This window comes from Paraburkholderia flagellata, assembly GCF_021390645.1.
GTDB classification, from domain to species: domain Bacteria; phylum Pseudomonadota; class Gammaproteobacteria; order Burkholderiales; family Burkholderiaceae; genus Paraburkholderia; species Paraburkholderia flagellata.
In genome coordinates this window covers 696,040-717,099 of record NZ_JAJEJT010000003.1, presented here as the reverse complement: position 1 = coordinate 717,099, position 21,060 = coordinate 696,040, and the positions used below count along the sequence as shown (strand labels likewise).

Below are 21,060 nucleotides of genomic sequence, written 5' to 3'. Positions count from 1 at the left end.
CGAAGTATCGAGTGATGTTATCACGCGGCGACACGGGCGCTGACCCCATTCTTCGTCCCGCTCGTTGCCTTCAATGCGGCGCGGACCTCGGGCTGCGCGAGTACGTCGTCGAGCGTTTTTTCGAGGCGCTCGAACAGCAGGTCGAACTCGCTTTCGGTGTACGAAAGCGCGGGCGCGAAACCGAGAATGCCGTCGCCGAACGCACGGAAAACGAGGCCGTTGCCGTACGCCGCTGTGGCAATGCGATCGGGCAGGCGAAGCGATGACTCGAAGCGCTGCTTGCTCTCCTTGTCGGCGACAAGTTCGAGCGCGCCGAGCAGACCGCGGTGACGCGAGTCGCCCACGAGCGGGTGGGCGAGCAGCGCGTCGAGCCCCTGTGCAAAGCGCGGCGCGCGCGCCACGCCGTTCGCGAGCAGGCCGCCTTCGTGATAGAGGCGCATGACTTCGAGGCCGATGGCCGCGCTCACCGGGTGCGCCGAATAGGTGTGGCCGTGGCCGACCACGGCGTCGCCGTCGCCATCGGCAATGCCTTGATAAACGGCGTCCGACATGAGCACGGCGCCCATCGGCGCGTAGCCTGCTGTGAGGCCCTTGGCCACGGTCATCAGATCCGGCTCGACGTCTTCGGCCTGGCAGGCGAAGAGCGGACCCGTGCGGCCGAAACCCGTGATCACCTCATCGGCGACGAAAAGAATGTCGAGCTTGCGGCATGTTTCGCGCATCGCTTTCAGCCAGCCGACGGGCGGCACGATCACGCCGCCCGAACCCTGGATCGGCTCGCAGAAAAACGCGGCGACGTTTTCTGCGCCGAGTGCAGCGACCTTCGCTTCGAGCGCGGCGACCGAAGCGGCGATGAGCGCCGCGTCGTCCACATACTCGCTGCGATACGCATAAGGCGAGGGAATGTGATGCTGCGTGGCGAGCGGCAAGTCGAAGTTGCGATGAAACGCGGGCAATGCAGTCAACCCCGCACCGACCGCCGACGAGCCGTGATAGCCGCGCTCCTGCGCGATGATGTGCTTCTTCGCGGGGCGCCCAGTTGCGTTGTAGTAGTGCGTAATGAAGCGCAGCGCCGAATCCACCGCGTCCGAGCCGCCCAGCGTGAAGTACACGTGTTGCAGCGAAGCGGGCGCGCGATCCACGAGTTGCGCGGCCAGTTCGATGGCGGGCTCGGAGCCGAAGTGGAAGTAGCCGGTAGCGTAGGGCAGGCGCGCCATCTGGCGCGCGGCGGCTTCGACGATGCTTTGATGGCCGTAGCCCGTGTTGACGCACCAGAGGCCGGAGAACGCGTCGAGCAGTTCGCGGCCGTCGGCGTCGCGCAGGAACACGCCGTGGGCGGATTCGAGCACGGTCACGCCGCGCGCTTCGTGCGCGCGGTAGTTCACGACGGGATGGATCAGATGTTTGCGGTCGGCTTCGATCAGTGAAAGATTCGGCGAGCGATTCGGCATGGTTCGGTTCCCGGCTGAAAAGTCAGAGGAGTGCGGCGCTTGGCCATTCATTGGCCGTTGATTCACCGTTCCATGCTACCGGGCCGATACCGGTGGACGTGTCGCCAAATAATTCGCGAAATAGCGAGATTGTGGCGTTTTGATCGGGGGGCGCAGCATATTCTGCTGAGCCCCTTTTGGCGCCAGTTGCTTCAGTAGCCGCGCGTCCGGTCGATGAGGCCGAGCATCGGCAAGCCGTCGCGGTGGCGGCGGATGTTATCGAGCACGACATCGACGGCAGTTTCGGGGCGCGTGGCGCTGGCGATATGCGGCGTGAGGCGCACGCGCGGATGCGTCCAGAACGGATGCTCCGGCGGCAGCGGCTCGGGGTGGGCGACATCGAGAATCGCATCGCGCAAGTGACCGCTGTCGAGCGCGTCGAGCAGCGCCTCCTGGTCCAGTTGCGGCCCGCGCCCGACGTTGATGAATGAGGCGCCCTGCGGCAGTTTCGCGAAGAGCGTGGCGTCGAGCAGCCCGCGCGTTGCATCGGTGAGCGGCAGCAGGCAGACGAGGATATCGGTGCGCGCGAGGAAGGCGTCGAGCGACTCGGCGCCCGCATAGCATTCCACGCCCGGCAACGTGCGCGGCGAGCGGCTCCAGCCTGCGCATGCAAAGCCGAAGAGGCGCAGGCGTTCGAGCACCGCGCTGCCGAGCATGCCGAGCCCCAGCACGCCAACGCGGCGCGACGCGGCGGGGCGCACGGGCAGCGCGCGCCATACGCGCTGCTGCTGTTGCTGGGCGTAGTCGAACAGATCGCGGTGGATGGTCAGGACCGATTGCGTCACATACTCGACCATCCCTTCGACGATGCCCGGCTCGATCATGCGCACCACGGCGATGTGATCAGGCACACCAGAGAGATCGAACTGGTCGATGCCCGCGCCCACGGAGAAAATCACTTCGAGATTGGGCAGCGTTCGCGCGGGATCCTCGGGCGGCTGCCATGCCGCGAGATAACGCACGGCCGCGGGGTCGCCGGTATCGGGCCAAAGGCGGAACGGGATTTCGGGGGCCTTGTGCGCGAATAGCTGCGCCCATTGCTTGCCGCGCTCGGGGTCGGCTTTGTAGAGGAGCGTCAAGAGGGCGGTCCTCGCAGTCAGCCGAGCGCCTGGTTGACGATGGCGAATTGCAGCACGCCGGGATCGTGCGCGGGCTCGCCGTTGCGCGCCATCTTCACGACCGTGTCGACGCGTGCGAGCCCGATCGATTCGAGCCAGGGGCCGAGGCCTTGCTCGTCGGGCGTATCGAGTCGCGTGAAGGCGCCTGCGTTGGCAGCGAGGCGGTTGGCGATCAGCGCTTTGGCTCGCTGCATGTGCAGTCCATCGTCGGCGGCGACGGCCACCGGACCGATCGCATGGCCGCGGCCAAATGGGCGCAACAGGGCGAAGCCGACCACCGTGTCACCCCGCACCAGCGCGACGCCTTGGGACACGTCCAGCAGCGGCGGCACAAGTGCGCTGCGCTCGAGCCCGCTCGCGCGCGATGCGAGTTCAATGAGGCGCGGCGTATCGCCCGGTTCGAGCGGACGCATACGCTCGCCCGGCGGCGGCTCGACGATGGGCGCCGCAAAGCTGGCGCCCTGGTGCTGATGCAGCAGGCCAATCTTCTTGAAGCCGAGCTTTTCGTAGAGCGGCTGTCCTGCCTGCGTGGCGTGCAGCACGGTCATGCGCGGGCCGAGCGCTTCGAGCAGGCGCTCCATCAGCATCCGGCCGATGCCGCGGCCTTGCTGGTCGGCCGAGACGATCACGAGACCGAGCGTCGCGCCATGCTCGCCCCAAGGCCAGCACAGCGCGGTGCCCACCACGGTCTGGCCGTCGCGAACCACGAAACCGTGCCCGGCCGCGGCGGCGAAACGCCAGTCGTCGCTGCGATGCGGCCAACGGAATTGCAGGGAAAGCGCGTGCGCGCCTTCGATGTCGGATTCGGTGAAAGTCTCGCAGACGAGAGTCGCAGACGCGGGCTGACCGGACACGGAGGGCTCCTTGATCGAAGTTCGAACGGTCACTTTGACAGGACGCGCGCGCCGGGAATAGGACGATCCTGCTGTGCGGCCGATCGAATCCGCCGACGAGCCCGCTTCTGAGTCCGCTTTTGCGTTCCGCGAATCAAGGTCCGCTGCCGCGGGCCGTACGCACGGTCAGGTGGTTGGACACCGACGTCACGCCGCGTACCGAGCCAGCCGCGTCGCCGGCCCTCGCGATCTGCGATTGGTGCGGTACCGACCCCGTCAACGAGACGACGCCGCCATGCGCCGTGACGTGGATGTTGGCGAAATTCAGTCCCGTTGTGCGTGTGAAGGCGCGGCGGACGTCACGCACCAGCGCACTGTCCGACCGGCCCGATTGGGCGCTCGCGCCTTCCTGAGCGGACGCCTCGCCGGGCGCGCTCGCGGCCGCCTGTGCGTGCGCATAACCCGCGCAACTCGCGATGGCCACGAAGACCAGCGTATGGACGATTTGGCTTTTACTGTTAGTTTTCATCCTTCTTCCCTTTGCCAGGTTTTCCGGGTTCCGCAACAGCCGCCAACGCATCGAAAACAAGCGGCGGATCAGTACGTTTTAGATGAAATCTTTGGCGAGGAGAAGAAGGCTGCCAGGAGGTCGCCGGCAACGCACGGCACATGCGTGGCCGACGCCTCCTTCGTTGCCCTTACTTTCCTTGAAGGAGCAGGCCGAGCGGCGCGAGCGGACCGACCGGCAGCAGATCGAACGCGAGGATGCCGGCCTGGGCGAGCGGCAGCGTATCCAGCGTGGCCTTCACATCGTCCACCGAGTCCGAGCTCATGAGAAACACCACGCCCGGCTTGTCATGGCGAAACCAGTGCTGCTCGATTTTGCCGTCCAGGTAGAGTTTGAGCGTGGCGGGTACTTCGTGCGGCATGATCTCGTCGCGCTGCGCGGGCGTGAATTCCTTGACGATCGATCCAATGGCGAGAACCTTCATGACAACCTCCATTTTCAATGTTTGTTGCGACTTGCAACGCGATTGAGTGTATCGTTGGGGTCTCGTCGGCTGTACTGTCACAAACGACAACTTTAGAGGCATTTACGCCATGCGCATTTCCGTCCTGGCTCTCGACGGTGTGTTCGATACCGGGCTCTCCGTCACGCTCGACGCGTTCGCGGCCGCGAACAAGCTTTCAGCCGCGGCCATGGGCGGCGTTCCGCGTTTCGACGTCACGCTCGTGGGGGTGAGAAAGCGGGTGCGTTCGGCTCACGGGCTTGCGGTGCCGGTGCAGCCGGTCGCGCCGGACGCGAAGCCGGACTGGGTGATCGTGCCGGCGTTGCTGGCGCTGTCCGCGCAAGAACTGCTGCAGTCTTTTGAGCGCCCGGACGTCGAACAGGCCATCGCGCGTTTGCTCGAATGGCAAGCGGCGGGCGCGCGCGTCGGCGCTTCGTGCGTCGGGACGTTCATCCTCGCGGAGGCGGGGCTGCTTGATCACCGCGAAGCGACCACCAACTGGGCGCTCGCGCCGTTCTTCCGGCAGCGCTATCCGCATGTCCAGCTCAACGAATCGCGCATGCTCGTGCCTTCGGATATCGGCGTGACGGCCGGCGCGGCCATGGGGCATCTCGATCTCGCGCTCTGGCTGATCCGCTCTGCGAGCCCGGAACTGGCGTCGCTCGTTTCGCGCTATCTGCTGGCCGACATCCGCTCTTCGCAGGCGCCGTACATCATCCCGAATCATCTGGCGCAAGCCGATCCGCTCATTCAGCGCTTCGAACAATGGGCGAGGAAAAATCTCAAGTCGGGATTCTCGCTGCAGGACGCCGCGAAGGCGCTGGCAACCAGCTCGCGCTCATTGCAGCGCCGCTGCCAGGAGGTGCTCGGCAAGTCGCCGCTGGCGTACTTTCAGGACTTGCGGGTCGAGCACGCGCAGTCGCTGCTGCGCAGCGGCAAGCTCGACCTGGAGCGGATTGCCGCCGAAGTCGGTTACGGCGACGGCGCGACGCTGCGCAGCCTGTTGCGGCAGCGCTTGGGAAGAGGGGTGCGGGAACTGCGCGCCGACTTGTTGTGAGCGACCGGCTTTGCTATGGCGCGAGGCCCAGCACCGTGAGATGCATCTCGCGGCGCTCGACAAAGCCGAGCGCGCGATAGATCGCAATGGCGCCGTGATTCGACGTGAGTACGTGCAGGAAGGGTGTCTCGCCCCGCGCGCTGATCGCGGCGATCAACAGCTTCATGAGACCCGCGGCGAACCCTTGGCCCCTGAACGCCGGGTCCACGCAGACGGCGCTGATTTCGGTGTGTCCTTCGATCTTCATGCGCTCGCCTGCCATGGCGACGAGCTTGCCCTCTCTGCGCACGCCAACGTAGCCGCCGAATTCGATGGTGCGCGAACCAAACGGGCCAGGCTGCGTTGCCGCGGCCAGCGCGAGCATCTCCGGCACGTCACGCTCCGTTAGCCGGACATGCTCCAGCGCGGCGGGCGCATGCGGTTCGCCTTGCCAGACCATTTGCAGCAGGGTGGCATGCCTGATTAGAGCGAAGCCGGCGGGAGGCGCAACGGCATCCAGCGTTGTCAGGGCAACGGGGGCGTGTTCTTCGATCAGTCCTCGCAAGGCGTCAAATGATTCGCGCGTGACGTCCGCCAACGCCGCAAAGGGGGCAACGGCGGGCGCATACCGCAGTGCGCGATCGTTCCCAACGGCAAGATGGCGCTGGCGGCCGGTTAGCGCGTGCCACACTGTGTTGTCCAACGCGGGCGTGCTGCCCGCATGTTTCGTTGCCAGCACATCGAGCATGATTCGCGCTTCCCTGGAGAATGGAGGTGGTTTGCGACGATAGTCTAGTCGCGGCGCGTTCGGCGGACCACAGCCGAACGCGCCAACTTTGGCGTCACTCGCGCCACTCCACGCCCGCGAAGACGTGCGCATTCATGCGGCTACATCGTCGCCCGGGCCGCGGCGCATGGATTGCGGATACATCATAGCGGCATGCATTGCCGGTATGGCATCGATAAAAGCATCCCCAGCCTGGTGAGTCATCTCTACCAGGCTGGAGATGCGATTCGTGCTCATTGCTTGCCCGGAAACGAGAACGTCGCATGTGCGCTGCCGTTGCCGGCGACGTTCACGCGCTGGGTCCTCGTTGCGCCGTTATAGGTGGCGTTGACGGTATAGCGTCCGTTGGGCAGCCGCACGAGCATGTACGGGCCGTGCGAATGCGTGTCGAGCACGGACGCGCCGTCGGCGCCCGCGATCTGCACCTGCACGTCCGCGACATAGCTCGAACCGGGGCCGGTAAACAGCAGCGAGAGCGGCCACTGGCTGCGCGCTTGCTGCAGCGCCGTGGACTCGTCGCGGCCAACCCCGCCGGACACGAACGAGATGTCGCCTTGCTGCTCTGTTTGCGGCATGCCCGTTTGCGCGAGTGCGCCGCTTGTCAGGACGAATGCGCACGCCGCGACGAGCAGTGTCGAAGCGATTCGGGGAGCCTTGCGTTGCCTTTCCATGGTGGCCACTCCTTACAGTGACGTCGATTTCGCGTACGGCAGCGCGAGCGCCGCCGCTTGCGCAGGCCTCGTAACAGATTAGCTCTTTTTCGGCCCGCTACGCGCACCGCACGCTGCGCTAACAGGACGCCGTTCCGGATGCGCGAGCGTCATGCAATTGACATCGGATGCCGATTTTCCGTTGCGTTCACAACAATCGCATTACTCAAACATTACGTTTAACTGTCGATTTAGCGCCTTTCATGCGTGTTAGCTACCGCCAGCCGGGAAAATACTGAGATAAAAGCTCGTAAGACTACTCAATAGTTTTTATATGATTATTTGGAGTTTTGCTACATCAGCCGGCGAAGCCCACGCGCAGACACGGAAGCAAACGTTTGCGCGCAGCGGCTCAGCCAGTTTCCCCCGCAGGAAGTTTGCCGGCGCCTGACGCGGCCGGCCGCTCTGCCAGACCCTGTTTACCGGTCTGATCAGTACTCCATAACGTATTCGAACTCTCGGAGAGACATATGAGGATCACCCGTTGGCCCACCGCCGCCGTACTGGTTGCGATGGCCGCTACCGCCTACGCCGGCGACAGCAGCAACGACGTACCTTATCCGTTGCCGATGCCGTTGATGGCCATCCCCCAAAATCTTGGCGCGCATGTTCGCGCGGACCTGCTCCTCAAGCGCATGACGCAGGATGAGAAGCTCCAGTTCATTCATTCCGAATATCAGATGAGCGCCGTGCCCGGCGGCGGCGCGGGCTATATTCAGGGCGTGCCGCGTTTGGGCATTCCCGATCTGAATATGGTTGATTCCGCAACGGGCTCCGGAAGTACGAACCAGAAGAGCACGACCTTTCCGGCGACGATCGCGCTCGCCGCAAGCTGGGACCCGTATCTCGCGCGCGACTTCGGCGCACGCGTAGCCGACCAGTTGCGCGAGCAAGGATTCGGCATGGGTCTGGGCGGCGGCACGAACCTCGCGCGCGAACCGCGCGGTGGACGCCTCTTCGAGTATCTCGGCGAAGACCCCGTGCTGGCGGGCGAAATGCTGGCGGCGCGCACCATCGGCACGCAAGGCCAGCAGGTGATCGCCACGATCAAGCACTACGTCGGCAACGAACAGGAAACCGGCCGCCAGGGCGGCAACAGTCAGATCGACGAGCGCACGCTGCGCGAACTCTATCTGCTGCCGTTCGAGATCGCAGCGAAGGAAGCGCGGCCGGGCAGCGTGATGTGCAGCTATAACCGCCTGAACGGCACCTACGCATGCGAGAACACGCATGTTCTGACCGACGTGCTGAAGAAGGATTGGGGCTTCCAGGGCCAGGTGCAGTCGGACTGGGGCGCAACGCATAGCACGGCCCCGGCGATCAACGCGGGCCTCGATGAAGAAGAGGACGTGGGCCCGACCGTCTACCTCACGCCCGATCTGGTCAAACAGGCGATCGCCTCGAAGGCCGTCTCGCAGGACCGTCTGGACGACATGGTGCGCCGCAAGCTCTATGTGATGATCAGTACCGGCGTGCTGGACCATCCGGCTCAGGGCGGCGCCACGATCGACTTCGCGAAGTACAACGCGTTCACGCAGGCAGCAGAAGAGCAATCGATCGTTCTTCTGAAGAACGACAACAGCCAACTGCCGCTTTCGGCGCCGAGCCTGCACAAGATCGCGGTGATCGGCGCTCATGCCGATACGGCCGTGCTGAGTGGCGGCGGTTCGGGCAACACGCGCGATCCGGTGACAGGCAACTTCTCGGGCTGCGGTGGACTCTCGTTCGCGTCGTCCACGGGGTGCGGATGGTGGACGAACCCGTGGCTCAAGCTCAATACACCGATCACGCAGGCGATCCAGCAACTCGCGCCTTCGGCGCAGGTGAGCTTCGCGGGCAACACCGACCAGACGCAGCCGTTCCGCGCCTATACGCAGCAGGAGATCACACAGGCCGCGACGCTCGCGAGCCAGTCCGACGTGGCGATCGTCGTCGTGGCGCAGCCTGCGGGTGAGGACTTCGGCGATCTAAAGAGCCTGAGCCTGGCAAATCCGTCGAATCAGGATCAACTGGTCGAGGCCGTTGCGAAGGCCAACCCACGCACGATCGTGATCATCGAGAGCGGCAATCCGGTGCTGATGCCGTGGAAGGACCAGGTCGCGGCGATCGTCGAGGCATGGTATCCGGGCGAGGGCGGTGGCAACGCGATTGCGAACGTGCTGTTCGGTCAGGTGAACCCGTCGGGCAAGCTGCCGGTTACGTTCCCTGTGCGCGATCAGGACACGCCGACGTGGGGGACGAACGGCGCCTTTGCGACCGATCCTGTGTACTCCGAAAAGCTGGACATGGGCTATCGCTGGTATGACGCGAACAACATCACGCCGCTTTACGAGTTCGGCTATGGCCTGTCGTATACGCACTTCAGCTATTCGGGTTTGACGGTGAAGCAGGGCCCGGGGCATACGCTCACGGCGTCGTTCACGGTGCGCAACGACGGCCGCGTTGCCGGTGCGGAAACGGCACAGGTGTATCTGGGCGTGAGCTATGCCGGCGAGCCGCCGCATCGTCTGGTTGGTTTCCAGAAGGTGTTCCTGAAGCCGGGTCAGTCGCAGCCGGTGCGCGTGACGATTACCGAACGTGCACAGAGCGTTTGGGACACGACGCGTAACGACTGGGCCTATGTGCCTGGCAGCGCGGTGTATGTGGGCGCGTCTTCGCGCGATATCCGCCTGCAGAGCCGGTAATTGGGAGGGCGCATGGAGGCTGCGTTGGACAGCCTCCATGCTTCGATGCGTGAGAACACTCGGCTCGCGAACGTTTGCGAGCCGGTTAAAACATTAGATTCGCAAGTCTTTCCGTATTTATCATTCGCGCGCGCAAGAACGCAAACGCAAATGACTTGCGCGGGTAATCCCCATTCATTCTAAATATGGAAACCGGATAAACTGACCCACCCGTCCGTGGGCCTTCCTCCGTTTGCGCGTTTTCCAGACACACACCGCACGCTTCACTGTGATGCTGTCTCGTAGCGCCGCGCGCAGCCGACACATGGAAGCTGAACCAAGAAGAATACTAAATCAGCCATGAGACTGATCACACGCGCAGTGAACTGGCTTACCGAAGGCAACCGCCGCGGTCGAATCGTCGTGGTGCTCGTCCCTGCGTGGGTGAGTGCCGCAGCGGCGGCCGTGCTCGCTCAGCACTCCAGCGTTGCAGTAGCGTGGCTCGTGATGGTGCTCGCTTGCACCACGGTCCTGCTGCTGCGGCTCTTTCAGCGCCTTGCTGCCCGTTTGCGTTTGAGCGAGGAGCGCCTCAGCCTCGGGTTCGAAGGCATCAATGCCGGCCTATGGGATTGGGACCTTGTTAGCGACCGTGCCTACTATTCCCGCTATCTTTACCAGCAACTCGGCTATGGCGACGGCGACCTCCCTATGGACACCCGCGCTTTCAATGCGCTCGTGCATCCGGCGGATCTGCTCCGCTTGCGCGAGACCATCGTCAACCACCTGAAGCATGACAGCCTCTACGACGTCGAGTACAGGCTGCGAATGGCCGATGGTCAATACCTGTGGTGCCGGGGGCGCGGCAAGGCCATACGCGATGAGAGCGGCCGGGCGACGCGTATCGTCGGTTGCCTCTTCGATATCTCCGAACTCAAGCGCGCGGAGGCGGCCGCCGCGAAGGAAAAGAGCCTCACCGAAGCGACGCTCGCTTCGATCGATGACGGTGTGATCCGCATGGACAACCAGGCGAGCGTGACCTATTGCAACGCCGCCGCTGAGCGCATGCTAGGGCGTCCCGCGCGCGACATCTACCAGAAGCTGCTGTTCGACGTTTGTGATCTCTACGATGAGCGGTCCGGCAATATCGTCACTGCTCAATGCCTGCGCAACCGCGCAGCATCGACTGACGACGTGCAGCGCAGACTTTCGGTGACGCGCCCGGATGGTTCGCTCTTGCCCGTGGCGTGCTCCGTGGCGACGATCCGCGACGACGATGAGGAAATGCTGGGCACGGTGATGGTGCTTCGGGACGCCAGCACGGAGCGCAAGCACGCTGCCGAACTCGAATATCAGGCTACGCACGATCATTTGACCGGTCTGTTGAACCGCCGTGAGTTCGAGCGCCGACTATCGGGCTTGCTCGAGAAGGCTCGGACGCACTCGCATGCGGTGATGTTCCTCGACCTCGATCAGTTCAAGGTTGTCAACGATACGTGCGGCCACGCGGCCGGCGATGAATTGATCCGTAGCGTGGGCAGTGCCTTGAAACAACAACTGCGAGCCGCCCATATCCTCGCGCGCCTCGGAGGCGATGAATTCGGCGTGGTGCTGCCGGAGTGCTGCATCGACGACGCCCTGCGGGTCGCGGAGGATCTGCGCGAGGCCGTGACCGTCATTCGCCTGCCATGGGACCAGCGTTTGCTGACGACCGGCGTGAGCATTGGCGTAGTGGACGTGGACGCCACGCAGACCTCGACGTGGGACATCATGAAGGCGGCCGACGTAGCCTGTTATATGGCCAAGGAAAAAGGCCGCAACCGCGTGCATCAGTATTGCCTCGAAGATCATCTCCAGTCGACTACCCATACGCAGATGGAATGGGTGGCCCGCGTGAAAGCCGCACTCGAGCACGACCGGTTCCGCCTGTACGCGCAACAGATCAAGTCACTCAAAGAGGGGGCTGCCGGCGAGGAAGTGCACGTCGAGTTGCTGCTACGCATGGTCGACGAATCGGGCGGTGTGATTGCCCCTGCGTTCTTCATCGGAGCGGCCGAGCGCTTCAACCTGATGCCCCTCGTCGACCGATGGGTGATCGGCCGTGCTTTCGAAGCCATCGCGGCGGGCCATCTTGCAGCAAACGTCTGGTCGATCAATCTCTCCGGCGCTTCGCTCGGCGACGAGGACTTGCTCGCGTATATCGTGCAGCAGCAGCAGCGCTGCGGGATCAGCTTCGAAAGCGTCTGCTTCGAGATTACGGAAACAGCCGTGATCACCAATCTCTCGAAAGCGATTGCCCTCATGGAGAATCTGCGCGCGCTTGGTTGCCGTTTCGCGCTCGACGATTTCGGTTCCGGCATGTCCTCGTTCACTTACCTGAAGCGTCTGCCCGTGGACTACCTGAAGATCGACGGCAGCTTCGTGCGCGGTATCGCCAGCAGCGACCTCGATCGGACTATCGTCCAGTCCATTCACCAGGTGGCACACGCTGCGGGCAAGGCGACTATCGCCGAGTTTGTGGAAAGTGAGGCGATCATCGGGCGCCTCAGCGGGATTGGCATCGACTATGCGCAAGGGTATTGTGTCGGGCTGCCTCAACCGCTTCCCGATGGAGTCGTCGCGACCGTCAGCGCTTGATCGGCAACGACATCGCTGCGGATTGTGCGGCGGGCCGGATGCAGCGGCCGTTCACCGATCTAGTGACAGAAGGGGCGACCGGTCCCGCGTTGGTGCCGCTGGATGCGGACAAGTCGACGCACATGCGAACCTGCCTTGACTGGCTGCAACTGAACGGAGAGGCGAGCAGCAATGCGGCTCTAAATAATCGGCGTAGCGACCCCCAAAATAAATATTCGAAAGTCGCTTGACGATATCCGGAATGACCCGCATAATTCGCCTCCTTCGCTGATCGCTGCGAACGAAAACGAAGCGATTAAGACGAATTGCTCTTTAAAAATTTACAGCCGATAAGTGTGGGCGCTTGATGCGGTGGCGGCCTGACCCCGTTCTTCGGAATGGAGTCGGGAGCAGCAAAAGTATCAAGAGTCTCACACTAAAGTAAGTCAGGTTTTTGAATTTATTCAATGACCTGTCAGCTTTGAGTGAGCGACCGGTTCGAGAGAACCGAAAACAGTAACAGGTTTAAACTGAAGAGTTTGATCCTGGCTCAGATTGAACGCTGGCGGCATGCCTTACACATGCAAGTCGAACGGCAGCACGGGTGCTTGCACCTGGTGGCGAGTGGCGAACGGGTGAGTAATACATCGGAACATGTCCAGTAGTGGGGGATAGCCCGGCGAAAGCCGGATTAATACCGCATACGATCCATGGATGAAAGCGGGGGACCTTCGGGCCTCGCGCTATTGGGGTGGCCGATGGCGGATTAGCTAGTTGGTGGGGTAAAGGCCTACCAAGGCGACGATCCGTAGCTGGTCTGAGAGGACGACCAGCCACACTGGGACTGAGACACGGCCCAGACTCCTACGGGAGGCAGCAGTGGGGAATTTTGGACAATGGGCGAAAGCCTGATCCAGCAATGCCGCGTGTGTGAAGAAGGCCTTCGGGTTGTAAAGCACTTTTGTCCGGAAAGAAATCCTTCGAGATAATACCTTGAGGGGATGACGGTACCGGAAGAATAAGCACCGGCTAACTACGTGCCAGCAGCCGCGGTAATACGTAGGGTGCGAGCGTTAATCGGAATTACTGGGCGTAAAGCGTGCGCAGGCGGTGATGTAAGACCGATGTGAAATCCCCGGGCTTAACCTGGGAACTGCATTGGTGACTGCATCGCTGGAGTATGGCAGAGGGGGGTAGAATTCCACGTGTAGCAGTGAAATGCGTAGAGATGTGGAGGAATACCGATGGCGAAGGCAGCCCCCTGGGCCAATACTGACGCTCATGCACGAAAGCGTGGGGAGCAAACAGGATTAGATACCCTGGTAGTCCACGCCCTAAACGATGTCAACTGGTTGTCGGGCCTTCATTGGCTTGGTAACGTAGCTAACGCGTGAAGTTGACCGCCTGGGGAGTACGGTCGCAAGATTAAAACTCAAAGGAATTGACGGGGACCCGCACAAGCGGTGGATGATGTGGATTAATTCGATGCAACGCGAAAAACCTTACCTACCCTTGACATGTACGGAATTCCGCTGAGAGGTGGAAGTGCCCGAAAGGGAGCCGTAACACAGGTGCTGCATGGCTGTCGTCAGCTCGTGTCGTGAGATGTTGGGTTAAGTCCCGCAACGAGCGCAACCCTTGTCCCTAGTTGCTACGCAAGAGCACTCCAGGGAGACTGCCGGTGACAAACCGGAGGAAGGTGGGGATGACGTCAAGTCCTCATGGCCCTTATGGGTAGGGCTTCACACGTCATACAATGGTCGGAACAGAGGGTTGCCAAGCCGCGAGGTGGAGCCAATCCCAGAAAACCGATCGTAGTCCGGATCGCAGTCTGCAACTCGACTGCGTGAAGCTGGAATCGCTAGTAATCGCGGATCAGCATGCCGCGGTGAATACGTTCCCGGGTCTTGTACACACCGCCCGTCACACCATGGGAGTGGGTTTTGCCAGAAGTGGCTAGTCTAACCGCAAGGAGGACGGTCACCACGGCAGGATTCATGACTGGGGTGAAGTCGTAACAAGGTAGCCGTATCGGAAGGTGCGGCTGGATCACCTCCTTTCATGAGCTCATCGCTCACTGCGTTTTAAGCGCTCACACTTGTCGGCTGTAAGAAAGACAGACTCAGGGGTCTGTAGCTCAGTCGGTTAGAGCACCGTCTTGATAAGGCGGGGGTCGATGGTTCGAATCCATCCAGACCCACCACTGTCTGTGACGGGCAGCCCCCTTGAGTTGTGTGACTGGGGGATTAGCTCAGCTGGGAGAGCACCTGCTTTGCAAGCAGGGGGTCGTCGGTTCGATCCCGTCATCCTCCACCAATTCCCAATGCACAGCGTTCTGCAGCAATGATGCAGAACACTTCGCATTGGCGATTGAGCCAGTCAGAGCGATATGAAAATATCGGCTGTCGTTCTTTAACAATCAGGAAGAAGTAGTAAAGAGATTCATCCAAAAATGTCTAGAGATGGGCATGAGTAGGTGAATCAGGGTTGTGATTGTATCAATGTATTTTTAAGTGATCGAAAGATTGCCTTGAAATACGGCGCAACACGAATACTCAACCTGTAACGATTGTGATCGGAATCGTCCCCTTCGGGGATGAGCCCGGAGTAAGCGCTAAAGCGCTAACACCGGGCGCAAGACACACCCGTTATAGGGTCAAGCGAACAAGTGCATGTGGTGGATGCCTTGGCGATCACAGGCGATGAAGGACGCGGTAGCCTGCGAAAAGCGGTGGGGAGCTGGCAAACAAGCTTTGATCCACCGATATCCGAATGGGGAAACCCACTCCGAATGGAGTATCCATGACTGAATACATAGGTCATGTGAAGCGAACGCGGCGAACTGAAACATCTAAGTAGCCGCAGGAAAAGAAATCAACCGAGATTCCCAAAGTAGTGGCGAGCGAAATGGGACCAGCCTGCATTCTTTATCTGAACTGTTAGCCAAACGCTCTGGAAAGTGCGGCCATAGTGGGTGATAGCCCCGTAGGCGAAAACAGATTGGAAGAACTAGGGATGCGACAAGTAGGGCGGGACACGTGAAATCCTGTCTGAAGATGGGGGGACCATCCTCCAAGGCTAAATACTCGTGATCGACCGATAGTGAACCAGTACCGTGAGGGAAAGGCGAAAAGAACCCCGGGAGGGGAGTGAAATAGATCCTGAAACCGCATGCATACAAACAGTCGGAGCCTCGCAAGGGGTGACGGCGTACCTTTTGTATAATGGGTCAGCGACTTACATTCAGTGGCAAGCTTAACCGAATAGGGCAGGCGTAGCGAAAGCGAGTCCGAACAGGGCGTTCAGTCGCTGGGTGTAGACCCGAAACCAGGTGATCTATCCATGGCCAGGTTGAAGGCACGGTAACACGTGCTGGAGGACCGAACCCACTAACGTTGAAAAGTTAGGGGATGAGCTGTGGATAGGGGTGAAAGGCTAAACAAACCTGGAAATAGCTGGTTCTCTCCGAAAACTATTTAGGTAGTGCCTCGTGTATCACCTTCGGGGGTAGAGCACTGTCATGGTTGAAGGGTCCATTGCGGATTACTTCGCCATAGCAAACTCCGAATACCGAAGAGTGCAATCACGGGAGACAGACATCGGGTGCTAACGTCCGGTGTCAAGAGGGAAACAACCCAGACCGCCAGCTAAGGTCCCCAAATATGACTAAGTGGGAAACGAAGTGGGAAGGCTAAAACAGTCAGGAGGTTGGCTTAGAAGCAGCCACCCTTTAAAGAAAGCGTAATAGCTCACTGATCGAGTCGTCCTGCGCGGAAGATGTAACGGGGCTAAGTCATATACCGAAGCTGCGGATGCGAGCTAGTCTCGCATGGTAGGAGAGCGTTCCGTAAGCCTGCGAAGGTGCGTTGAAAAGCGTGCTGGAGGTATCGGAAGTGCGAATGCTGACATGAGTAGCGATAAAGGGGGTGAAAGGCCCCCTCGCCGTAAGCCCAAGGTTTCCTACGCAACGTTCATCGGCGTAGGGTGAGTCGGCCCCTAAGGCGAGGCAGAAATGCGTAGCTGATGGGAAGCAGGTCAATATTCCTGCACCATTGTTGAATGCGATGGGGGGACGGATCGCGGAAGGTTGTCCGGGTGTTGGAAGTCCCGGTCCTTGCATTGGAGAAGGCGCTTTGGCAAATCCGGGCGCGGAATTCAAGGGTGTGAGGCCAGTCTCTCAGGAGACGAAGCAACTGGAAGTGGTTCCAAGAAAAGCCTCTAAGCTTCAGTTCAGCAGTGACCGTACCGCAAACCGACACAGGTGGGCGAGATGAGTATTCTAAGGCGCTTGAGAGAACTCGGGAGAAGGAACTCGGCAAATTGGTACCGTAACTTCGGGATAAGGTACGCCCCTGTAGCTTGACTGGCCTGCGCCAGAAGGGTGAAGGGGTTGCAATAAACTGGTGGCTGCGACTGTTTAATAAAAACACAGCACTCTGCAAACACGAAAGTGGACGTATAGGGTGTGACGCCTGCCCGGTGCCGGAAGATTAAATGATGGGGTGCAAGCTCTTGATTGAAGTCCCGGTAAACGGCGGCCGTAACTATAACGGTCCTAAGGTAGCGAAATTCCTTGTCGGGTAAGTTCCGACCTGCACGAATGGCGTAACGATGGCCACACTGTCTCCTCCCGAGACTCAGCGAAGTTGAAGTGTTTGTGATGATGCAATCTCCCCGCGGCTAGACGGAAAGACCCCATGAACCTTTACTGTAGCTTTGCATTGGACTTTGAACCGGTTTGTGTAGGATAGGTGGGAGGCTGTGAAGTGTGGACGCTAGTCTGCATGGAGCCGTCCTTGAAATACCACCCTGATCTGTTTGAGGTTCTAACCTTGGTCCGTGATCCGGATCGGGGACAGTGCATGGTAGGCAGTTTGACTGGGGCGGTCTCCTCCCAAAGGGTAACGGAGGAGTACGAAGGTACGCTAGGTACGGTCGGAAATCGTGCTGATAGTGCAATGGCATAAGCGTGCTTGACTGTGAGACTCACAAGTCGAACAGGTGCGAAAGCAGGTCATAGTGATCCGGTGGTTCTGTATGGAAGGGCCATCGCTCAACGGATAAAAGGTACTCTGGGGATAACAGGCTGATACCGCCCAAGAGTTCATATCGACGGCGGTGTTTGGCACCTCGATGTCGGCTCATCTCATCCTGGGGCTGTAGCCGGTCCCAAGGGTATGGCTGTTCGCCATTTAAAGAGGTACGTGAGCTGGGTTTAAAACGTCGTGAGACAGTTTGGTCCCTATCTGCCGTGGGCGCTGGAAGTTTGAGGGGGCCTGCTCCTAGTACGAGAGGACCGGAGTGGACGAACCTCTGGTGTACCGGTTGTGACGCCAGTCGCATCGCCGGGTAGCTATGTTCGGAAGAGATAACCGCTGAAAGCATCTAAGCGGGAAACTCGCCTCAAGATGAGACTTCCCCGGGGACTAGATCCCCTTGAAGGGTCGTTCGAGACCAGGACGTTGATAGGTCAGGTGTGGAAGCGCAGTAATGCGTTAAGCTAACTGATACTAATTGCCCGTAAGGCTTGATCCTATAACAGGTGTGTTTCAGACACGCATGGTTGAGTGATCACGTGTTGTGCCGATTCAAACAACACAACCCCAATTCAGCAACACCCTCTTTACGCTTCTTCCAGATTGGCTGTGGCGCCTCCAAAGGCGACGCAGCAACCCGTCATGCCTGATGACCATAGCGAGTTGGTCCCACCCCTTCCCATCCCGAACAGGACCGTGAAACAACTCCACGCCGATGATAGTGCGGATTGCCCGTGTGAAAGTAGGTAATCGTCAGGCTCCTTATGCTGTAACGTCCAGAACCCCGGTGTCTCCGAAAGAGAGCCGGGGTTCTGGCGTTTGGGCGGCGTAAATCCTGCTCTTGGCATTCACGCTCGATCACTTACGGTCGCGTGCAGGAGTGCTGGATCTACCAGCAAGGCACCACGCGTTGCAGGTCGGGGCTACCCGCGCGTTAGCCGTCCAGGCACGCGCGCAATGTCCGCGCGAGGCGGCCCGCTTCGCTGGCATTGGCGATGTTTGCGAAGCCCATCACAAGGCCGCGTGGCGTGCGATGCGTGCGGCCATTCGCGTACCAGATCGAAAGCGGCAGCACGGCGAGCCCTGCCTCGCGGGCGCGCGCGGCAACCGCGACGTCGTCGACCGGACCACGAGGCCCTTCTGCGAACTGCGCCGCGAACTGAATCCCGCCTGGCGGCAATTCGACGATCAGCCACTCGCCGAACGTCTGCTCCAGCGCGCGGACGATCAGCACGCGCCGCTCGGCGTATAGCGCACGCATGCGCTTCAGATGCCGTGCAAAATGCCCCTGCTCGATGAAGTCGGCCAAAGCGGCCTGCAACAGGGTTGGCGATCCAGCGTTCATGCTGCGCGCCACCCGCCCGACGCGATCGACGGCGCGCTCCGGCACCACCGTATAAGCGAGCCGCAGGCCGGGAAACATCACCTTGCTGAATGTACCGCAATAGATCACATGATCGTGCTGGTCGAGGCTTTTCAAAGCCGGCAATGGCCGCCCCAGATAGCGGAACTCGCTGTCGTAATCATCTTCGACGATCCAGCTTGACGCTCGATGCGCCCAGTCCAGCAGCGCCATGCGTCGCGCGAGCGATAACGTGTGACCGAGCGGGCTCTGGTGCGAAGGCGTGACCAGCGCGAAGCGCGCCTGCGCATCGAGCTGTGTGCCGCGTTCGACGTCGATTCCTTCGCCGTCGACGGGCACTCCGACGAGCTGCACGCCGGTTTCAGCCAGAAAGCCGCGCGCGAGCAGATAGCCTGGATCTTCGTACCACACGCTGTCGTTCGGGCGGGCGAGACTGCGCAACACGAGCTCGAGCGTCGCGCGGTAGCCTCCCGTCACGAACACCTGTTCCGGCAGGCAGGTTACGCCGCGTGAAAGCCCGAGATACGTAGCGATGTGTTCGCGCAGCGGCCGGTAGCCGGAAGGATCCGGGTACGCGAGCATCGCGCGCTCGCCGCTGCGCGCGCGATGTGAAACGAGACGATTCCAAACCTTGACCGGAAACGCGTCGAGTGCGGGCAGCCCGGGTTGCAGCGGACGCGGCTCGCCGCTCATGGCGGCTGCAATGGCAAGCGGGTGCGTCGCTGGTGGCGCGCTGTGTGATCCGCCTGACGACCGAGATTTAGCGGCCCCTTTAATGCTTTGCGCCCCACTCGAACCCGCTGTGCCTTGCGTGCGCGAGCGCGTCGCAGACGCAGGCAGCGAAGGCGACACGAACGTGCCGGCGGCACCGCGCATCTGGAGATAGCCCTCGTCGACCAGGATCGTATAGGCCAGTTCAACCGTGCCGCGCGCCGTGTTCAATTGCGTGGCGAGGCTGCGCAGCGCGGGCACTCGATCGCCCGGACGCAGATGCCCTGCCGCGATCGCGGTTCTGAAGCGCGCGCAGATCTGCAGGTAGATCGGCAACTGCTGTTCCCGATCGATATTGACTGTGAATGCGGTAGGCGACACGGTCGTGACGGTCTTGCGAGCAAGCGGTGGAATCAGGATGTCCTGGTCCGATCGACAATTCTTGGCACTTTTCGATAGTTCATGATCTTCCCACAATAGCCTCACACGATGCGACGGCGGCACGCGCTTTCACGCGATACGGCCGCCAGCCGCTTACCCGTGCCAACTGACTCTCATCTGGAGAATGTGCCATGAAGATCGTTGTAATCGGTGGTTCCGGCCTGATCGGCTCGCGTCTCGTCACGCTGCTTGGCGAGGCGGGACATGAGGCATGCGCTGCGTCGCCGCGCAACGGTGTGAACGCCGTGACGGGGGAAGGCCTGAGCAACGCGCTGGCTGATGCCGATGTCGTAGTGGATGTGGCAAATGCGCCTTCGTGGGAGCCCCAGGCGGTGCTCGATTTTTTCCGCGTCTCGACGCGCAATCTCGGCAAGGCCGAAGTGGCCGCAGGGGTACGTCATCACGTCGCGCTGTCCATCGTCGGCTGCGAGCGCACGCCGGAGAACGCCTATTTCGTTGCCAAGGTCGCGCAGGAGGAGGCGATTGAGGCGGCGGGCGTGCCGTACACGATCGTGCGCGCGACCCAGTTCATGGAATTCATCGGCGCCATTGCTGATTCCGGCACGGTAGACGGGACGGTGCGCGTTGGCGACGGCCTGTTCCAGCCGATCGCCGCGGATGACGTCGCAGCGATCCTCGCGCAGGTCGCACTTGCCGAGCCACTGAACGGCACCGTCGATATCGCGGGCCCGGACCGTGAGCCGTTCGCCGCGATCGTCGAACGTTATTTGAATTCGCTCGGTGACACGCGCCCTGTGGTGACGCATCAAGACGCGCGCTACTACGGCGGGCGCGTAGAGGAACAGTCGCTCGTACCGCTCGGCGACGCGCGAATTGGCCGCGTGAGCCTGGACCAGTGGCTGGTGCGAGCTAACAAAGGGTGATTGCAGGTATGAGCACATCACAAAAAGTTGTCGTTGTGACCGGTGCCTGACGAAGGGGGGACTGAATGCCGCCACAAAGTCGCTGGCAATCGAATACGCGCGCAAAGGGATTCGCGTGAATGCCGTCGCGCCGGGGATCATCAAGTCGCCGATGCACGCGCCGGACACCCATGAAGCGCTGGGCGCCTTTCATCCGCTGGGGCGCATGGGCGAAATGAGCGATATCGCCGACGCGATTCTTTTCCTTGATTCCGCAACGTTCATCACGGGAGAGATTCTTCACGTCGATGGCGGTCAAAGCGCCGGTCACTAGCTTCTCCGGGCACCGCTGGCCGGTGCCCTTTTGTATTCCGTTAGCGATGACT

Annotated in this window: 13 protein-coding genes, 2 tRNA genes, 3 rRNA genes and 1 pseudogene; 11 read left to right on the top strand and 8 right to left on the bottom strand. The window is 61.1% G+C overall.

Translation table 11 applies throughout. The features are described from left to right. Positions 1-20 precede the first annotated feature (20 nt). The 5 genes from L0U83_RS26875 to L0U83_RS26855 form a co-directional block, all read right to left on the bottom strand. Positions 21-1,451 carry an aspartate aminotransferase family protein gene (locus L0U83_RS26875; RefSeq protein ID WP_233887194.1) on the bottom strand — a complete coding sequence of 477 codons (1,431 nt, stop codon included), beginning with the start codon at positions 1,449-1,451 and terminating at the stop codon, positions 21-23. 191 nt (positions 1,452-1,642) lie between these two features. Beyond that, on the bottom strand, positions 1,643-2,569 hold the full coding sequence (locus tag L0U83_RS26870) for a 2-hydroxyacid dehydrogenase (protein WP_233887193.1): 927 nt from the start codon (positions 2,567-2,569) through the stop codon (positions 1,643-1,645). 17 nt (positions 2,570-2,586) lie between these two features. Next, on the bottom strand, positions 2,587-3,462 hold the full coding sequence (locus L0U83_RS26865; protein WP_233887192.1) for a GNAT family N-acetyltransferase: 876 nt from the start codon (positions 3,460-3,462) through the stop codon (positions 2,587-2,589). Between the two features lie 133 nt (positions 3,463-3,595). Beyond that, a complete protein-coding gene (locus L0U83_RS26860) occupies positions 3,596-3,970 on the bottom strand; it encodes a BON domain-containing protein (protein WP_233887191.1) in 375 nt (124 codons plus the stop codon). Positions 3,971-4,139: 169 nt separating this feature from the next. Next, positions 4,140-4,433: a hypothetical protein gene (locus tag L0U83_RS26855; RefSeq protein WP_233887190.1), complete on the bottom strand. Its 294-nt coding sequence runs from the start codon at positions 4,431-4,433 to the stop codon at positions 4,140-4,142. 109 nt (positions 4,434-4,542) lie between these two features. Here L0U83_RS26855 and L0U83_RS26850 point away from each other — a divergent pair, with 109 nt between their 5' ends. Continuing rightward, entirely contained in the window at positions 4,543-5,508 is a 966-nt protein-coding gene (locus L0U83_RS26850; RefSeq protein WP_233887189.1) for a GlxA family transcriptional regulator, read from the top strand. A gap of 13 nt (positions 5,509-5,521) precedes the next feature. On the opposite strand, the gene L0U83_RS26845 is transcribed toward L0U83_RS26850, so the two are convergent. Then, a complete protein-coding gene (locus tag L0U83_RS26845) occupies positions 5,522-6,235 on the bottom strand; it encodes a GNAT family N-acetyltransferase (protein WP_233887188.1) in 714 nt (237 codons plus the stop codon). A 272-nt stretch (positions 6,236-6,507) separates the two neighbouring features. Beyond that, a complete protein-coding gene (locus L0U83_RS26840; RefSeq protein WP_233887187.1) occupies positions 6,508-6,945 on the bottom strand; it encodes a carboxypeptidase regulatory-like domain-containing protein in 438 nt (145 codons plus the stop codon). 509 nt (positions 6,946-7,454) lie between these two features. On the opposite strand from L0U83_RS26840, the gene L0U83_RS26835 reads away from it, so the two are divergent. From L0U83_RS26835 to rrf, 8 genes are all read left to right on the top strand, one after another. Beyond that, a complete protein-coding gene (locus L0U83_RS26835; protein WP_233887186.1) occupies positions 7,455-9,668 on the top strand; it encodes a glycoside hydrolase family 3 C-terminal domain-containing protein in 2,214 nt (737 codons plus the stop codon). Between the two features lie 339 nt (positions 9,669-10,007). Continuing rightward, entirely contained in the window at positions 10,008-12,281 is a 2,274-nt protein-coding gene (locus L0U83_RS26830; RefSeq protein ID WP_233887185.1) for an EAL domain-containing protein, read from the top strand. Then, the gene (locus L0U83_RS26825; RefSeq protein ID WP_233887184.1) at positions 12,278-12,511 is read left to right on the top strand and encodes a hypothetical protein; all 234 of its coding nucleotides are present in this window, start codon (positions 12,278-12,280) and stop codon (positions 12,509-12,511) included. The genes L0U83_RS26830 and L0U83_RS26825 overlap by 4 nt, the downstream gene beginning before the upstream one ends. A 276-nt stretch (positions 12,512-12,787) precedes the next feature. Continuing rightward, positions 12,788-14,320: ribosomal RNA gene (locus L0U83_RS26820) — 16S ribosomal RNA — on the top strand. Between the two features lie 66 nt (positions 14,321-14,386). Then, a tRNA-Ile gene (locus L0U83_RS26815) sits at positions 14,387-14,463 on the top strand. A 37-nt stretch (positions 14,464-14,500) separates the two neighbouring features. Then, positions 14,501-14,576: transfer RNA gene (locus tag L0U83_RS26810), tRNA-Ala, on the top strand. A 338-nt stretch (positions 14,577-14,914) separates the two neighbouring features. After that, a 23S ribosomal RNA gene (locus tag L0U83_RS26805) occupies positions 14,915-17,795 on the top strand. 146 nt (positions 17,796-17,941) lie between these two features. Continuing rightward, positions 17,942-18,055: ribosomal RNA gene (gene rrf / locus L0U83_RS26800) — 5S ribosomal RNA — on the top strand. The 16S, 23S and 5S rRNA genes sit together here with 2 tRNA genes alongside, the layout of an rRNA operon. A gap of 175 nt (positions 18,056-18,230) precedes the next feature. Here rrf and pdxR read toward each other — a convergent pair. Next, positions 18,231-19,751 carry a MocR-like pyridoxine biosynthesis transcription factor PdxR gene (pdxR, locus tag L0U83_RS26795; RefSeq protein ID WP_233887183.1) on the bottom strand — a complete coding sequence of 507 codons (1,521 nt, stop codon included), beginning with the start codon at positions 19,749-19,751 and terminating at the stop codon, positions 18,231-18,233. 191 nt (positions 19,752-19,942) lie between these two features. Between pdxR and L0U83_RS26790 the strand changes: the two genes are divergently transcribed. Both L0U83_RS26790 and L0U83_RS26785 read left to right on the top strand, forming a co-directional pair. Continuing rightward, positions 19,943-20,695 (top strand): SDR family oxidoreductase, encoded by a 753-nt coding sequence (locus L0U83_RS26790; RefSeq protein ID WP_233887182.1) that lies wholly within the window; start codon positions 19,943-19,945, stop codon positions 20,693-20,695. Between the two features lie 46 nt (positions 20,696-20,741). Beyond that, a pseudogene (locus tag L0U83_RS26785) lies at positions 20,742-21,008 on the top strand (SDR family NAD(P)-dependent oxidoreductase); the annotation flags it as partial. Positions 21,009-21,060: the final 52 nt, after the last annotated feature.